We start from the raw sequence: 15,767 nt of genomic DNA, 5'->3' as shown, positions 1-15,767 counted from the left end.
TGGAGATGTGTCTGACCTCGCTTCGCGATCCTGCGATAGATCTTCAGGGCAGGCGGGCCCGCAGCGCCTTGCGGTCGAGCTTGAGCACGCTCGTGACCGGGATCGCCTCGACGAACCGGATCTCACGCGGGTATTTCACCCGGCCGACCCGGTCGCGGGCCCACTCGATCAGCTCCTCGGCCGTGGCCGTACCGCCCGGCCTGAGCTGAACGAACGCCACGACCTCCTCCCCGATGCGCGGCTCGGGCCGGCCGACCACCCCCGACATCACCACGTCGGGGTGCTGGTTGAGCGCGTCCTCGACGTCGCGCGGGAACACGTTGAAGCCGCCGCGGATGATCAGGTCCTTCTTCCTGTCCACGATGTAGAGGTAGCCGTCGTCGTCCACGCAGCCGATGTCACCGGTCCGCAGCTCCTCGCCGACCAGCGCGGTGCCGTCAGGGTCGGGCTCGTGCTCGCCCCAGTAGCCGAGCATCAGGGACTCGCCCGACACGCAGATCTCGCCGACGTCCCCGACCTCCATGGGCTCGCCCTCGCCGTCGCGAATGGTGATCGTGTAGCCGGGCAGCGGCAGGCCGACGCTGCCGATCCGGCGCCGGCCGGGCGGGTTGAACGTGGTGACGGCGCTGGTCTCGGTCAGGCCGTACCCCTCGAGAATCTGCACGCCGGGCATCCTGCGCTCGAACTCCTCCAGCAGCTCCTTGCCGAGCGGCGCGGCCCCGCAGGTGAGGTAGGACAGGTCGGGTAGCGGGTGCGACTCCAGCGGCTCGGCCAGCAGCATCTGGAGCATGGCGGGCACGACGGTGCCGTACTGGACGCGCTGCTCGGCGGCCAGCTGGAGGAACGCCTTCGGCTCGAACCAGCGCATGAGCACGGCCTGCTGCGGCTCCGTGGCGTGCATCGAGGCCACCGTGATGATCATCCCGTACGCGTGGGACAGCGGCACCGGCACGATCGCGCGGTTCTTGCCCTCCTGGTGGGACATGTCCCAGGCGTCCTTGCCGACCTGCCAGAGGCCGCGGTGGCTCAGCATGACGCCTTTCGCCTTGCCTGTGGTGCCGCCCGTGTACATGAGCGCGGCCAGGTCGCCGGGGTCCCTGCGGACCGTCTCGTGCTCGGACGCCCGTTCCAGCTCGGCCGTGTCCACGTAGACGGGGAGGTCGACGCCGGCCGCCCGCACGGTCTCCTCCAGCTCAGGGGAGGTGACGATCGCCGCCGCGCCGCTGTCGAGGAGGATGTGCCGCAGCTCCTCGGCTCCGACCAGGAACACCACCGGCGTCACGACCGCGCCCGCCGCCCACAGCGCCTGGTAGATCAGCGGCACCTCGGGCGAGTTGGCCATCATCACGACCACTCGGTCGCCGGGCCTGATGCCCGCCGCCGCGAACCCGCCGCACATCCGGCGCGCCCGCTCGGCAAGCGTGTGATGGCGGTGCCAGACGCCCTCGTAGAATGTCGCGTCGTGATCGTCGAAGCGGTCCCAGGACTCCTCGGCCAGCTGGCCCAGCGTTTGCTCGGTCACATGCCCAACCTGATGCGACGGGGGACGCGCCGTCAACCCTCGGCCGGCTTGACTAGTCATTGTGGGCGGTGCGCGACTACACGGTAAATAGATATAAATCTGCTTCTGCAGCCGTTCGTGTTTTCTTGTGGTCCTAGATCATGTAAAGGTGGAAGATCTAGGGGAGCGTGAGTGGCCCTGGATGCGAGAAACGCGCGAAGTGCCTGGTCAGGCGGCATGGTTACGCAGTGCAACTCTCTCGTATAAAAAGAAGAAACTCGTTGGGTCAAGAATTTTTCTGTAGGAAATTTTCTCGTTAGCACCGAGGTGACTTTCGTGACCGATACGCCTGAAGCGGGCGAGATCGACCTCGACTACATAACGCACATCTCCGACCGGTTAGGGGTGAAGGTCAGACCGGTCACCAGAGACCTGACCCGGAGGGAGGCCGACATCCTCCTGCGGTCCTACTTGGAGCCGCCCTGCTTCGCCGACGCGGTTCGCCGACTGGCCGCGCATCACTTGCTCGTCCTGGTGGGCGAGGAGGAGACGGGCAAACGCCTAGGGGGCATCGCCCTGCTGTCACGCATGTCATTGGCCGAGGGGACGATCACGGTCCTGTCGCCGGCCGGGACCGCCGGCGAGCTCCTCTCCAGGACCGAGTACGCGCCCGGCAGGGCGTACCTGCTGCACGACTGGATCGCCGTCAGCACCGACAGGACCGAGCTGGTCAACCTGGCACGCAAGCTGGCCGAGCTCGGCTCATACCTGGTCATCACCAGGAACGGCGCCCCCTCCCAGGCCGTCGAGGTGGAGCAGGCGTGGGGTGCGCCCGATCCCGGCGAGCTGTTCGACCTGTGCCTGAGCACGTACGACCTGCGTGCCGGGCTGGCGCCCGACGTGCTCGCCCGGGCCAGGGACCGGGCGCCGACCCTGGCCACGCCCGCGCAGGTCGTGCGGCTGGCCGCCGGGCTGACGCCGGCTGAGGAGCCGGCGGCCGAAGGCGCTAGAGGCCTGCCACGCCCGTGATGCGGTGCAGGGCGAAGCGGTGGACGGCGGCCCTGGTCTCGTCGTACGCGGTCAGGTAGCCGCCCTCCATCCTGGCCGGCTCCAGGATGCGCGAGGTCGCGTTGCCCTGCGAGTCGAGGTAGCCGATCCACACGCGTACGCCCTGCTTGATGGCCTCCTGCAGGGCCGAGATGGTGGCGGTCGCGGGCCCGCGCGGCACTCGGCCGTTCGGGGCGTCCACGGGCTCGCGCCGCGCCAGGTGCGCCGCGTCGCCTGCCCGCAACGCGCGGACGGCCGCCGCGACCACCTCGAGGTCGATGCCGTTGGCCGCGGCCATGGTGCGGACCGGCGGCGCAGCCTCGGTGCGGCGGCTGTCGAGCTGGGAGATGATCACGTCGCCGTCGAGCGACTCGGCCACGGGCGCGTACCCCATCGCGCGCAGCGAGTCCACCAGCGCCGCCCTGGACGAGCGTGAGGCGATCACGGTCGGCGCGAGCCTGCGCAAGCGCAATGCCGCCGAGCGGCGGTCGGCGGTGATCTGGTCGAGCAGCGCGGGGTCGTCGCAGCGGATGTACGCGCTCGCGGTGCCCACGCGGATGCGTCCGTGCCGTCGCGCCACGTCGGTCACCAGGTAGGACAGCGCCTGGGGCACCGGCGTGGCCGAGTGCCGGGCCAGCATGGCCACCAGCTCCTCGCCCCCGTGCCCGGCGTCCAGTGCCCGCCGGATGGACCCCTCGCTGAACCGGTAGACCGTGGCCCCGCCCTTCGACTCGACGTCGGCGGTGAGCGTCATCCAGCGGTTGAGCTCGCTCGTGAGCGGCCCCGGCGCGACCGCGGTCAGGTCCGCCTGGAGCAGCACGTGATCGACGGGCTCGGGCAGCAGCGGCGCGAGCAACCCCGGGGCGTCCCCGCCCTCGATCAGCGCCCGCCCGTGCCCGGACAGCGCGCCCAGGCCGGTCACGCCGACCTGCTCGGCCTCCCGCAACGCGAACTCGATCAGCTGCTCGCGCAGCGGGCCGCGGCGGCGTGGTTGCTCCCAGGCCAGCCGTTCCAGCACGGAGTCGCGCGCGGGCGCCAGGCCCGGCGCCGCCGCCAGCACGCCCATCGTGGCGGCCCGCACGCCGGGCGCGGACGAGCGGCGCAGGTCGGTGTGCAGGGCGTTGAGCGGCCTGTCCCGCTCGTCCCGCTCGCCCACCAATCCGGGCACCCGGTCCATCTGCAGCCATGTGGTGGCCAGCGTCACCCACCGGTCCGCGGTACCCCTGACCCGCCACAGGTCATAGCCGGGGGTCGGCAGCCATTCGCCGTCCACCCCGCCGCCGCCCGCGACCAGCCCGGCCGCGTGCGCCACCTCGACGACCAGGGCCGCCACCCACTCGGGCAGGTCCAGCTCACTTGCCGTGCGCTTCAGGTCCCGCACGCCGAGCCCGCCGGTACGCAACACGCCCGGCGGCTCGATGCTCCACCGCTCGCAGAGCTCCTCGACCGCCCTGACGAACGAGAACGCCTGCCCGGCCGCCGTCCGGTCGGCCAGCTGCCGGTCGCGTACGGCCCCCTCGAGCGGCGGCGGCACGGCCAGCAGGCCGCGGTGCACCCGCCCGCCACGCAGGTAGAGCCCGACCTCGCGAGGCAGCGTCACGCTCTCCTCACCGGTCGCGGCCAGCAGGCCACGGGCCAGCAGCTCCTCGATGGGGGAGCGGGCCGTGTCACGGCGCACCTCGCGCCTGGCGTTGGGCAGGCGGCCCGCAGGCGGGCCCCAGGCGAGCTGGTCGAGCGCCGCTCTGGCCCCGGGCGACACCTCCTCGACCAGCGCGGCGGGGACGGCCAGCGCGGCCGCCAGACGCTCCTTGCCCGAGCCCGCGGTGCCCGGGGCGACGTCGTCGGCCATCTCGTCGAGCTGCTCGGGCGGATGGTGCCGGAACGCGTCCACCGCCCTGGGGCCCAGGCCGGCCGGGTCCTCCAGGACCTTGCGCACGCCGGGGCCGAGGTCGAGCGCGTCGTCGGTGCCGTAGACCAGGGCGAGGTCGCACAGCCTGTCGAGCGCGGTGGACAGGCCGGGCTCGGCGTCACCGTCCTCCAGGGCCGCACCGACGAGCTCGCGCAGGCGTTCCTTCGGCACCGGGCCGTCCTGCACGGCCAGCGTCTCGACGACCGCGAGCGCGAAGCGGTCGAGCCGGTCGAGCGCCCTGCCGACCGCCGACGGGCTCGCCGCCCGCGACGCCAAACCTTCCAGATGAGCGGGCACCGGAGTGATCAACTCAGGGCGCGCGGAAACGAGCGCCCGCAGCTGTTCGTCGGTACGCCCCCTGATCCACTCCGTGAACTCCATCGTTGCCATGGTATGTCCCCCCTGATTGGGGCAGCATGGCTTGACGTGATAGAGCGCGCGGACCAGCTCGTGCTGAACTACGTGTCCAAGGCCGCGGACGCGGCCCACGGCGTGCTCCGGGCCGACCAGCGGCTGGACTTCGCCCGGCGGCTGCGGGCCAGGATCGAGGTCGAGCGGGGCGGCAGCCAGAACGCCCGCGAGGTGGCGAAGGTGCTGGCCAGGTTCGGCGATCCGGTGGCGCTGGTCGAGCGCGAGGCCCGCAGGCTGGCCGAGGCTGCCGCCGCCGAGCAGGCGGGGGCTGGCGGAGCGGGCAGTGCTTCCGACACCGGTCAGCGCGGCGCCGAGGGGCCGACGGCCACGCGGCGTTTCCCCACGATCGTCGACGACCGGGACACGCCGCCCGGCGTGCGGGCGTACCGGAGGGTCGCCGAGGAGCGGCTCGCCGGATCGCCCGGGAGGGGCCTGCCGTTCGCGGGGCTGCGACGGGCGGCCATGGCGAGCGCGAACCCGATGGCCACCGGTGGCAGGGACGCCAGGACGATCGTCAAAGAACACCCGCGCGAGACGGCCTCGATGGTGATCCTGGTGGTGGCGGCGTTGCTGGTGCCGTTCGACCTGCCGCTGCTGGCGATCTTCCCGATTCCGCTGGTGGTATGGGCGGGCGGCGCGGTGGTGGTGCTCTTCAGTGGGAGCTGGGCGCCGCGTGACCGGTTCCTCGGGGTGGGCGCGCCGCTGCTCGGCTACTCGGTCGGCGGGGTGCTCATAGGCGGCCTGCGCGTGGGGAGCGAGCCGGGGCTGAACGCGTTCCTGACGCAGTTCTGGGCGGTGAGCGGCATCATGTTCATGATCGGTACGGGCATCGGCGTGGTGTGGCTGGCCTACCGGCTGCTCGATGTCAGCTGACCGGTGCCGGGCTCGGGAGCAGACCGACCGCCAGACGTACCCAGGCCGCCACGAACTGGTCCTTTTCCGCATGGCCGGGGAGCTCGCCCACGGTCTCCTGGAACAGCCGGTAATGCACGACGGCGCCGCCGAGCACCGCCGAGATGCCCGTCCAGTCGAGTTTGGCGTCGCGGTATTCGGGCTGCGCGCGGAACCAGGTGACGATCGCGTCGAACATGGGCTGCAGCAGCCCCTCGCGGACGACGGCCACCAGCTCGGGGAACTGGCTCAGGTCGCGGAAGAACACCCGGGTCAGCTCCGACTCCTCGCGTACTTTGGCCAGCCCGGCCCGGCAGAGCAGCGACAGGCGCTCTTCCAGATCCACGGAGGCTTCCATGCCGCTCAGCTCGGCGAGGCTCTCGGCCACCTGCGTCCTGGTGCGGGCGGCGTGCTCGTTGATCGCCGCGGCGAGCACCTCGTACTTGGACTTGAAGTGCCGGTAGAGGCCACCGGCGCCAGGAGACAGCCCTGAGGCGGCCTCGATCTCGGCCACGGAAGTGGCGGAGTAGCCCCGCTCGGCGAACAGCCGCAGGGACTCATCGATGATCCGCTCACGGGTAGATCTGGTCATGTCTATCCTGATACCTCCGCATCGAGAGTAGTCGTTACGGAGCTGCGCGCCGGATCAGGCTCGCCAGGGCGGAGCCGATGATCAACCAGACGACCGCGGCGAGTCCGTAATTGACGAGCGTCGTCCAGCGTGGCTCGGCGAGCTGGAACAGGTTGGCCAGGCCCAGGGACAGCGATGCGGCGAGCGACTCGACGAACTGGTACCAGACGTTGGCGGGGTTGGCCCGGAAGACCGTGAACAGCGCGTACAGCACGAGAGAGAGCGCCGCCACCCTGGAGGCCAGCCGCACCAGGGTGGCCAGGGACGACACGACACGCTGCCATGGGGTGACCGGTGACCCGAGGTGTCTCGCGGGCCTGTGCGGGCGGGCGGGAGCGGAGGAGGCGACGAGGCGATCTCCGGTCTGCGGCGGTTTGGGGGTGTCGGTCACGACCGCTCCTCTCCGATAAGTAATTCCTTTCTTCCCATTCCAACAGTCCCACAACAAGGGGCGTTATGCGGAGGAGAAGAGGGTTTGGCATCCTGCACCTGTGACGACTTCGGTGGGATTCGACCTGGACATGACATTGGCGGATACGCGGGTGGGCATCGCGGCGGTCTTCGACGAGCTCTCCGTGCGGTTGGGGGTGCCGATCGACAGCGCGGCCGTCGTCTCGCGGCTGGGGCCGCCGCTGGAGGTCGAGCTGGCCAACTGGCTGCCGGCTGAGGAGGTCGCCGCGGCGGCGGACCTGTATCGGGAGATCTATCCTGAAATGGGGGTTCCGGTGCACACCGCCATGGCGGGGGCATACGACGCGATCGCCGCCGTACGCGCGGCCGGCGGCCGGGTCATCGTGGTGACCGGTAAGAACCCGCGGGACGCCGTCGGCACGGTCGAGACGCTCGGCCTGGTCGTGGACGAGGTGGTCGGCTCGCTTTTCGGCGCGGACAAGGGATCGGCGCTCGCGCGGTTCGGCGCGGCGGCTTATGTTGGTGACCATGTCGCGGACATCGAGGCGGCGCGCGCGGGCGGCGCCGTGAGCGTGGCCGTCGCGACCGGTCCCTACACCGTGGGAGAGCTGCGTGAGCACGGAGCCGATGTGGCCCTGTCTGACCTGACCGAATTCGCCACGTGGTACACCGGTTGGTCCCAGCGCGACGAACTCCGGTAATTCACCGGCCTTTATGCGCTCGCTCCAGCGCTCATCGGGGCATAACCTACATCCATCCAGCTTTTCGACTGTTTGAACGAGGTCCTCCTGTGCCGAGTGGCAAGGTCAAGTGGTACGACGCCGACAAGGGTTTCGGCTTCCTCACCCGCGACGACGGCGGTGAGGTCTTCGTGCATTCCTCCGCGCTGCCCACCGGCGCAGGCCCGCTCAAGCCCGGCCAAAAGGTCGAGTTCGGGGTGGCCGAGGGCCGCCGCGGCCAGCAGGCGCTCTCCGTCAGGATCCTGGAGCAGCCACCGACCCTGGCCAAGCCCAAGCCCAAGGCCAAGCGGAAGAAGCCGGACGAGATGGTCGTCATCGTCGAGGATCTGATCAAGTTGCTCGATGAGATCTCGACCTCGTATCAGCGGGGCAAGCATCCGGACGCGGCGCACGCCAAGAAGATCGCGCAGGTGCTGAGGGCCGTCGCCGACGACCTCGACGCGTAAGGGCCGAACCGAGGCCGCGGGTGGGTCACCGGCCGCGGCCTGACCGCGAGTTGCTCAGCCGAAGGGGTTGGTCAGCGGTTTGGTCGAGTCCAGCGTGTCGCCTCGCCGCTGATCGTGGTCATCCGTCTCCGCCGGTCGCGGGTCGTGGTCATGCGGCTGGGACCACCGCGGGTCCTGCTCATCCGTCTCGGCCTCGGCCCGCTGCCTGGCCAGCTTGGCCTTGGTGGCGCGTACCCGCTTCCTCCTGGCGATCAGCAGCCAGCCGAGTGCGGCGGTCAGCGCGACGGCCAGCGTGATCAGCCCGGCCAGGCTGCTCTGGGCCAGCGAGAGCACCAGCCCGACCAGGCCGCCGAACACCCAGGCGAGCTGCAGCACCGCCTCGACCACGCCGAACGTGGACGAGCGCACCTCCTCGCCGATCTCCCGCTGCACGATCGCGTCGAGCGCGAGCTTGCCCAATTCCTGTGCGAACGCCGTGACGAAGGAGATCGCCAGCGCCGCCCACAGCCCGAAGAAGATCGCGGTCACGATGGTCGTCGCAACGGTCACGGCCAGCGTGACCAGCACGATCAGCTGAGGGGCGTGGTTACGCGTCCAGTTGGCCACGGCCGCGCCCACCAGGCCGCCCAGCCCGGCCGCCGCCGCCAGCAGCGCGATCGTCTTGGGGATGTCGAAGAACGGATCTTGCGCCCACGCCTGGTTCACCGCCAGCCACGGCACCGCCTTGTCCTGCACCAGGAACAGCAGGAAGAACAGCAGGAAGCCCGAGAAGACGCGGATGGCCACGTTCGCCCAGACCGCCTCGGCGACCGCGGGGCCGACGTTGAACAGGGTGCGCCAGCGGGACGGCTGGGCCCCCTCTTCCTCCAGGTCAGGGGAGTCGACATGGCGCGGCAGGCGTACGGCGACGACGCCGAGCAGCAGGAAGGCCACCATCGCGATGCGCAGCACCGCCGCGCTGCCCAGCCACGCGGTCAAGCCCGCCCCCACGGGCACCGCCACTCCCGCCGAGACCAGCGTGAACAGCGCCACCCGCGCGTTCGCCGACACCAGCGTGATGTCGGCGGGCAGCACGTTCGGCATGATCGCCGCCCGTGACACGTTGTACGCCTTCGACAACACCAGCACGCCCAGCGCCCCGATGAACAACGTCGGAAGGTCGCCGGGACCGACCGCCGCGGCCATCGCGAAGCACAGCAGACCCCGCCCGAACAACGTGCCCGCCATCACATAACGCCGCCCCGACCTGAACCTGTCGAGTATCGGCCCCACGAACGGCGCCAGCAGCGCGAACGGCAACATCGTGATGACCAGGTAGAGCGCGACCGAGCCGCGGGCCTCGCCGACGGGCACGCCGAAGAACACCGTGCTCGCCAGCGCCACCGTCACCAGCGCGTCACTGGCGCTGTTGCCGGCCGACAGCTCGATCAGCCGGCCGAGCCCGGTGCGGCCCGCGCCGTTGGCATAGGTGAGCCGGCGCGTCGCTTTGCCGACTTTTTGCGCACCCTTGGCAGTGGCCTTGCCGGCCCGCGCGGTGCCGCTGGCCGTGGCTTTTCCGGCGCGCGCGGTCACGCGACCCGCGTCGGCGACTCCACGCCCTACGCGCCGCGTGATCTGACGAGCCCGCTCCCAGCCACCCTCCACGCCTACAAGTCTTACCCGATTAGTCCACCGAGTCGGCGGAGGATCCCCCGTTGTGTGCCCGTCCAGGTCCGGTCATGGGTGAGAATGAAGTGTGAGCGAACAGCACCTTTCGCCGGAGGCGGCCCAATGAGCCGCACCAGGGCCCGCGTCTCCGCTCCCGACGAGGCCTGTGCGGCCGCGGTCGATCTGGCGCGCGCCGCGGCTGAGCAGCTCGCGCGCCCGGGTCGACCAGGCGAGCACCTCGGCTTCGAGAGCGAGGGCGACCGGATCGTCACCCACTATTTTGCCTGCCTCGACCGGGCCTACCACGGTTGGCGCTGGGCCGTCACGGTCACGCGCGCCTCGCGCGCCAAGAAGGTCACGGTGAGCGAGGTCGTTCTGCTGCCCGGCTCGGGAGCGTTGCTCGCCCCTGAATGGCTGCCATGGAGCGAGCGCCTGCGTCCGGGCGACCTCGGCGTGGGTGACCTGCTGCCCACCCCGGAAGACGACGACAGACTCGCGCCCGGTTTCACCGAAGCCGGCGGCGACGCCGACCACCAGGCGGTTTTCGAGTACGGCCTGGGCCGAGCCCGTGTGCTCTCGGCCATTGGCAAGGACCGGGCAGCCAGACGCTGGCACTCGGGCGAGCACGGGCCGCACACACCGATCGCACACGCCGCTCCCGCGCAGTGCTCCACCTGCGGGTTTTACTGGCTGCTCGCGGGTTCGCTGCGGCAGATGTTCGGGGTCTGCACCAATGAGTACGCACCGGACGACGGCAAGGTGGTCGCCGCCGACCATGGCTGCGGCGCTCATTCCGAGGCCGCGGTCCTGCCGCCGCCTGTGGAGCAGGCCATCCCGATCCTTGACGACCTGGGATATGACCTGATGGAGGAGGAGGAAGCGGCGGGTTCGGTCGACGAGTCGGCCTCCGAGGAGCTCGGCCACTCCTGACCCGCCCACTGCACCCATGGCCCGGACCGCCCCGGCCCACCTCCGGTCGGCGGCTCACCTTCGGCCGGCGGTCCGCCTTCCATCGGAGGTCCGCCTTCGGCTGGCGGTTCGCGTTTGGTCGGCGGCTTGCCGTGTGTCTACGGTTGGCCGGCGACCTGAAGCGGCCGCTTTTGGCGGTGGCGCGCCCGGGCGGCTGGCGGTGCGTGCCGGCTGGCGGTGCGCGCCGGTCGGCGGTGCGCCCGGGCCGGTGGCGATGCGGGTCAGAACCCGGTGCGCACGGGCGGGCGTCGTGCGGCTTGGCTGGGCAGCCCTGGACGTCCGGCTTGGGCGGGGCGAAACGGAGATCGTTGTCGGCCAGGGCCGCTAACCTACCCTGGCCCCCTACTCCTCAACACTGGACGTGATCGATGACCGACACCTTTGGCTGTGACCGGATGCGAGCCGCCGTCCTGGCCGCATGGACGGCCTCGCCGGCCAGGTTCCGCGAGGACGCCAACGCCGAGGAGGACTTCGCGCTCGGCGGCTACCGCGATCGGCTGATCGTCGAGCTCGCCCAGAACGCCGCCGACGCGGCGCTGCGGGCGGGTGTGCCAGGGGTGTTGCGGCTGACGCTGCGCGGCGACGTGCTCACGGCCGCCAACACCGGCGCCCCGCTCGACGCCACCGGCGTGCAGAGCCTGTCCACGCTGCGTGCCTCGGGCAAGCGGGACGAGAGCGGCGCGGCGGGGCGGTTCGGCGTCGGGTTCGCGGCGGTGGTCTCGGTCAGCGACGCGCCGTCCATCGGCTCGCGTGAGAGCGGCGCCGTGCGCTGGTCGCGTACGGAGACCGCCGCCTTGGTCGGTGAGATCCACGCGCTGGCGGGCGAGCTCGCCGACCGGTCCGGGCATGTGCCGCTGCTCAGGCTGCCGTTCGACGAGCCGCCCATGGTCGACATTCCCGAGGGGTTCGACACGCTCGTCCGCCTGCCGCTGCGCGACCAGGGTGCTGTCGAGGCGGTCCGGCGCATGCTGGCCGAGACCAGCCCCGCGTTGCTGCTCGGCATGCCCGCGCTGGAGGCCATCGAGATCGACCTCGACGGCTCGGTCCGCAGCGTGGGCGCCGACGGCTGGCATGTGGTGTCGGTGTCGGGCGAGTTCACCCCGGACGAGGTGAGCAGGCTGTTCGCCGACCGGCCCACGGAGGAGCGCGCCCGCCCCTACTGGTCGCTGCGCTGGGCGGTGCCCGTCACCGGCACGGGGGAGCCCGGGCCGCTGCCCGGCACGGTGCCGCCCGTCGTCCACGCGCCCACGCCCAGCGACGAGCCGCTCGACCTGCCCGCGTTGCTCATCGCGTCGTTCCCGATGGCCACCGACCGGCGGCACGTCGCCAGGGGGCCGCTGACCGACTTCCTCGTCGAACGCGCCGCGGACACCTACGTCAAGCTTCTGCGCGAGCTGCCGCGCACGCCCAAACTGCTGGACCTGGTGCCCTCCCTCATGGGCAAGGGCGAGCTCGACGCCAGGATCCGCCGGGCAGTGCTGGCCCGGGTGCCCGGCACGCCCCTGTTGCCTGCCTTGTCCGCCCCCGCGCCGGTCGTGCAGACGCCGTCGTTCGCCGACGCCGAGGTCTACGAGCCGGACGCCGAGTGGCAGGTCGAGCACCCGGCACCGGAGCCCGGGGCCGACGGGTGGGTGGTCTCCGGCCGTGAGGCGGCCGTGCTCGCGTCGGGGTCGGGGGAGCTGCTGGAGACGGTCGCCGACTTCATACCCGGTTTGCTGCCCGGGGGATGGCCGCCGCGGCATCCCGCCATCACGGCGCTCGGCGTACGCAAGGTGGAGCTGTCCGACGTGGTGGACCTGCTGTCCGGCGAGGTCGTGGAGGCGCGGGAGCCGTCGTGGTGGCGCTCGCTGTATGAGGTGCTGCCCGCCGACGACCCCGAGTCGCTCGGCGCCCTGCCGGTGCCGCTGGCGGACGGGCGGCTCGTACGCGGGCCGCGCGGCACGCTGATCCTGACCGACGGCGGGGCTGAGCTGGACCTGACCCCGCTCGGGCTGCGCATCGTGCACCCGGACGCCGCCCATCCCGCGCTGCTCAGGCTGGGCGCCGCCGAGGCCACACCGCGCACCGTCCTCGAGGACCCGCTGACCAAGGCCGCCGTCGCACAGTCGCTCGACAACCCGGACCCGGAGCCCGTGGCGCGGGCGGTGTTGTCCCTCGTGGACGCGGCCGGGCTGGCGCCCGGAGAGGCGCCGTGGCTGGCCGAGCTGGCCCTGCCGGGCACCGACGGTGAGCTCTACCCGGCCGGGGAGCTCATGCTGGCCGACGGGGCGCTGGCGGGGGTCCTGGAGTCCGGCACGCACCTCGGCGTGGCCGCGGCCGAGCTGGAGGAGACCTACGGCGCCCGGGTGCTGGCCGCGGCAGGGGTGCTCGACGGGTTCGCGATGGTGCGGGACGAGGACGTGCTGCTCGACCCCGACGAGTGCGACCACGATCTCGACGGCGAGGACGAGTGGCTCGAGCACGTGCTCGATCTGCTGCCCGAGCTGGACGTGCCGCCCCTGGTGCCCGAGTTCACGGCCGTGCGGGACCTGGAGCTGGTGGCCGACTGGCGGGCCGCGCTGGAGCTGCTCACCACGCCGCCGCTGCGGGCCGCCCTGCATCCGCTGCGGATCGAGGGTGTGGAGGTGCCGTCCTACACCGCGTGGTGGCTGGCTCACCATCCGGTGCTGGGCGGGCGCAAGCCTCGGGAGCTGCGGCTGCCCGGAGCCGACCCGCTCCTCCAGGGCCTCTACGCCGACGCGCCCCCCGGGTTCGACGAGGGCGCGCTGTCGATGCTGGGAGTCCGTACGACCCTGACCGAGCTGCTGGCCTCGCACGGGGGGCCGGAGGAGCTCCTGGACCTGATGGCGGACGAGTCGATGGAGGTGGACCGGGCCCAGCTGCGTGCGCTCTGGGTCGCCCTGGCCGCCGTGGATCCCTCGAGGGTGGCGCCGCCGTCCCGGGTGCGGGCCGTGCTCCGGGGGACGATCGTGGTGGCGGCGGCCGAGGACGTGGTCGTGGTGGAGGCGCCTGACCTGCTCCAGCTCGTCGTGGACCGGCCGTTGGTGCTGGCCCCTTACGATCTGGCCGAGTCCCTGTCCGAGCTGCTCGACCTGCCGCTGGCCGGGGAGCTGACCTCGGGGGAGGTCACCTCGCAGGGGGAGACACGGGAGGTGCCCGCCGAGGTGCGGTCCCTGCTGCCGACGGCGCCATCGACGTATGTGGCGCACGAGAAGCTGCTGGTGGACGGGGTGGAGTGCGCGTGGCGCTACTTCGAGGGCGCCGTCCACTGCACGGGGGTCGATGGGCTGGCCCGCGGGCTGGCCTGGGCCACGGGCCAGTGGAACGATCGGCTCGCGGTGGCGGCCCTGCTCCGCGACCCTGAGTCGGTGCCGCTTCTCCTGGCGGAGGCCGACCTGTCCTAATGGCCCGCCACCTGGCCACGGCTCTGTCGTGCGCCCTCTGGCGGTCCGCCTGCCCCACCGGCCGCGCCGGGTTCGCCGCGCGTCGGCGTGGCGAGCGTCCCTTGGCGTACCGCGTTGGCGAGATGTGGTGCGGTGGGGCGCGCGGACACCCTGCGTGCCGTGCCCGGGGCCGGTGGGTCAGGCGGGGCAGGTGGTGCTCTGGGTGGGGAGCTTGCCCTCCAGCAGGTACGCGTCCACCGCCTTCATCACGCACCCGCTCCCGCTCAGGTAAGCCCCATGCCCCTCGCCCTCGTACGTGACGAGGACCCCGGTCTTGAGCTGCCGCGTGAGCGTTTCGGCCCACTGGTAGGGCGTGGCGGGGTCACCCTTGCCGCCGATCACCACGATCGGCGCCGAGCCGGTCGCGTCGATGCGCTTGGCCGTGTCGTCCCCCGGCACCGGCCAGTGGGCGCAGACGCCGCTCGACGCCTCCGTCGCCAGGATCGGGAAGACCTCCTTGATCCGCTCGTTGATCTGGGCGGTCTCGGCGGCGGTGGGGCGTTCGGCGGTGTCGGCGCAGTTGATGGCCTGCAGGCTCGTCATCGCCGTCGTGTACGTCCCGTCCGCCTTGCGGCCGGTGTAGGAGTCGGCCAGGGCGAGCAGCGCGGTGCCGTTCCCCTTGATGGCGGCCGCGGCGGCCTGCTCGAGCATCGGCCAGGTGGCCTTGGCGTACAGGGGTGTGATGACGGCGAGCTGGGCCAGCCCGTACGTGAGCTCCCGGCCTCCCACTTTGAGCGGCTGGTCCTTCAGCCTGTCGAGCAGCTGCTCGACCGTCTTCTCGACGGCGGCCGGGTCGGCGCCCAGCTCGCAGCTCTGTGCCACGCAGTCCTGGGCGAACGCCTCGAAGGCCTGGTCGAAGCCGGTCGCCTGGATGACCGCGCGCTCTTCGAAGGTGACCGTGGGGTCGAAGGCGCTGTCGAGGACGAAGCGGCCGACGTTCTTGGGGAAGTGGGTGGCGTACACGGCGCCGAGGTGCGTGCCGTAGGAGAGGCCGAAGTAGTTGAGCCGCGCGTCCCCCAGCGCGGCCCTGAGCAGGTCGAGGTCCTTGGCGGCTTGTACGGTGCCGACGTACGGCAGGATCTTGCCGGAGTCCTTCTGGCAGGCCGCCGCGAACTCCTTGGCCAGCCGGTCGGCGTCGGCGTCGTTCTCGGCCTCCAGCAGTTTCTCGATCTGGCCGCCGCATTTGACGCCGGAGCTGCGTTCGACGCCGCGTGGATCGAAGCTGACCAGGTCGTACCGGGTGCCCAGATTGCCGAACGCCGTGGCGGCCATGGCCAGCGTGTCCACGCCCGACCCGCCGGGCCCGCCGAAGTTGAAGACGAGTGAGCCGAGGCGGTCGTCGCCGGTGGCCTTGACCCGGATCAGGGCGAGGTCGATCTTCTCGCCGTCGGGCTTGGCGTGGTCGAGCGGCACCTGGATCGTGCCGCAATCGACTCCGGGGCCGGGGGCGGCCGGCCTGCCGTCGGCGCCGGTCAGGTCGGTGCATCGGGTCCACGCGACCGTGCCCGCATTCGTGGGGGTGCCCGTGGCGGTGGAGGTCTCCGCCGGCTTATTTCCGATGCCGCAGCCAGCGAGGACCGCGGCCGCCAAGACGAATGTCGCGATGGGCTTCTTCATGCCGACAAGCATGGTCGTACAGGGATATGTCGATGTAGTGGGTGGTAACACCGCTTGAGGGTGACTTCGGGGAAGTGCCGGAGATGACGAATGTCAGCTTCGAC

The 15,767-nt window shown here is 71.5% G+C and carries 12 protein-coding genes; 6 read left to right on the top strand and 6 right to left on the bottom strand.

Annotated features, from left to right (window positions below; genetic code table 11):
* Positions 1-43: 43 nt before the first annotated feature.
* Positions 44-1,522, bottom strand: coding sequence for a class I adenylate-forming enzyme family protein (locus tag Q9G87_RS29110; protein WP_305919674.1), 1,479 nt, complete (start codon positions 1,520-1,522; stop codon positions 44-46).
* 315 nt (positions 1,523-1,837) lie between these two features.
* On the opposite strand from Q9G87_RS29110, the gene Q9G87_RS29105 reads away from it, so the two are divergent.
* The gene (locus Q9G87_RS29105) at positions 1,838-2,530 is read left to right on the top strand and encodes a hypothetical protein (protein ID WP_305919673.1); all 693 of its coding nucleotides are present in this window, start codon (positions 1,838-1,840) and stop codon (positions 2,528-2,530) included.
* On the opposite strand, the gene Q9G87_RS29100 is transcribed toward Q9G87_RS29105, so the two are convergent.
* Entirely contained in the window at positions 2,508-4,838 is a 2,331-nt protein-coding gene (locus tag Q9G87_RS29100; RefSeq protein WP_305919672.1) for a helicase C-terminal domain-containing protein, read from the bottom strand. The genes Q9G87_RS29105 and Q9G87_RS29100 overlap by 23 nt on opposite strands.
* Before the next feature lie 45 nt (positions 4,839-4,883).
* On the opposite strand from Q9G87_RS29100, the gene Q9G87_RS29095 reads away from it, so the two are divergent.
* Positions 4,884-5,741: a hypothetical protein gene (locus Q9G87_RS29095; RefSeq protein ID WP_305919671.1), complete on the top strand. Its 858-nt coding sequence runs from the start codon at positions 4,884-4,886 to the stop codon at positions 5,739-5,741.
* On the opposite strand, the gene Q9G87_RS29090 is transcribed toward Q9G87_RS29095, so the two are convergent.
* Positions 5,734-6,351, bottom strand: a complete 618-nt coding sequence (locus Q9G87_RS29090; protein ID WP_305919670.1) for a TetR/AcrR family transcriptional regulator — start codon at positions 6,349-6,351, stop codon at positions 5,734-5,736. The two genes, Q9G87_RS29095 and Q9G87_RS29090, sit on opposite strands and share 8 nt — an antisense overlap.
* A 34-nt stretch (positions 6,352-6,385) precedes the next feature.
* Positions 6,386-6,781, bottom strand: coding sequence for a hypothetical protein (locus Q9G87_RS29085; protein WP_305919669.1), 396 nt, complete (start codon positions 6,779-6,781; stop codon positions 6,386-6,388).
* Between the two features lie 100 nt (positions 6,782-6,881).
* Between Q9G87_RS29085 and Q9G87_RS29080 the strand changes: the two genes are divergently transcribed.
* Both Q9G87_RS29080 and Q9G87_RS29075 read left to right on the top strand, forming a co-directional pair.
* Positions 6,882-7,502, top strand: coding sequence for an HAD family hydrolase (locus Q9G87_RS29080; RefSeq protein WP_305919668.1), 621 nt, complete (start codon positions 6,882-6,884; stop codon positions 7,500-7,502).
* 89 nt (positions 7,503-7,591) lie between these two features.
* On the top strand, positions 7,592-7,987 hold the full coding sequence (locus Q9G87_RS29075) for a cold-shock protein (RefSeq protein ID WP_305919667.1): 396 nt from the start codon (positions 7,592-7,594) through the stop codon (positions 7,985-7,987).
* A 54-nt stretch (positions 7,988-8,041) separates the two neighbouring features.
* Here Q9G87_RS29075 and Q9G87_RS29070 read toward each other — a convergent pair whose 3' ends face one another.
* Positions 8,042-9,559, bottom strand: a complete 1,518-nt coding sequence (locus Q9G87_RS29070) for an MFS transporter (RefSeq protein WP_305919666.1) — start codon at positions 9,557-9,559, stop codon at positions 8,042-8,044.
* Positions 9,560-9,757: 198 nt separating this feature from the next.
* On the opposite strand from Q9G87_RS29070, the gene Q9G87_RS29065 reads away from it, so the two are divergent.
* Complete coding sequence (locus Q9G87_RS29065) at positions 9,758-10,564, top strand: DUF3027 domain-containing protein (protein ID WP_305919665.1); 807 nt, start codon at positions 9,758-9,760, stop codon at positions 10,562-10,564.
* Positions 10,565-10,971: 407 nt separating this feature from the next.
* Positions 10,972-14,007, top strand: coding sequence for a sacsin N-terminal ATP-binding-like domain-containing protein (locus tag Q9G87_RS29060; RefSeq protein WP_305919664.1), 3,036 nt, complete (start codon positions 10,972-10,974; stop codon positions 14,005-14,007).
* Between the two features lie 177 nt (positions 14,008-14,184).
* Here Q9G87_RS29060 and Q9G87_RS29055 read toward each other — a convergent pair whose 3' ends face one another.
* Positions 14,185-15,663: an alpha/beta hydrolase gene (locus tag Q9G87_RS29055; RefSeq protein ID WP_305919663.1), complete on the bottom strand. Its 1,479-nt coding sequence runs from the start codon at positions 15,661-15,663 to the stop codon at positions 14,185-14,187.
* Between the last annotated feature and the right edge of the window lie 104 nt (positions 15,664-15,767).

Source organism: Nonomuraea turcica, from assembly GCF_030718205.1.
In the GTDB taxonomy this organism is placed as follows: domain Bacteria; phylum Actinomycetota; class Actinomycetes; order Streptosporangiales; family Streptosporangiaceae; genus Nonomuraea.
The sequence above is the reverse complement of the archived record's forward strand: the minus strand, read 5'-3'. Positions and strand labels throughout refer to the sequence as shown.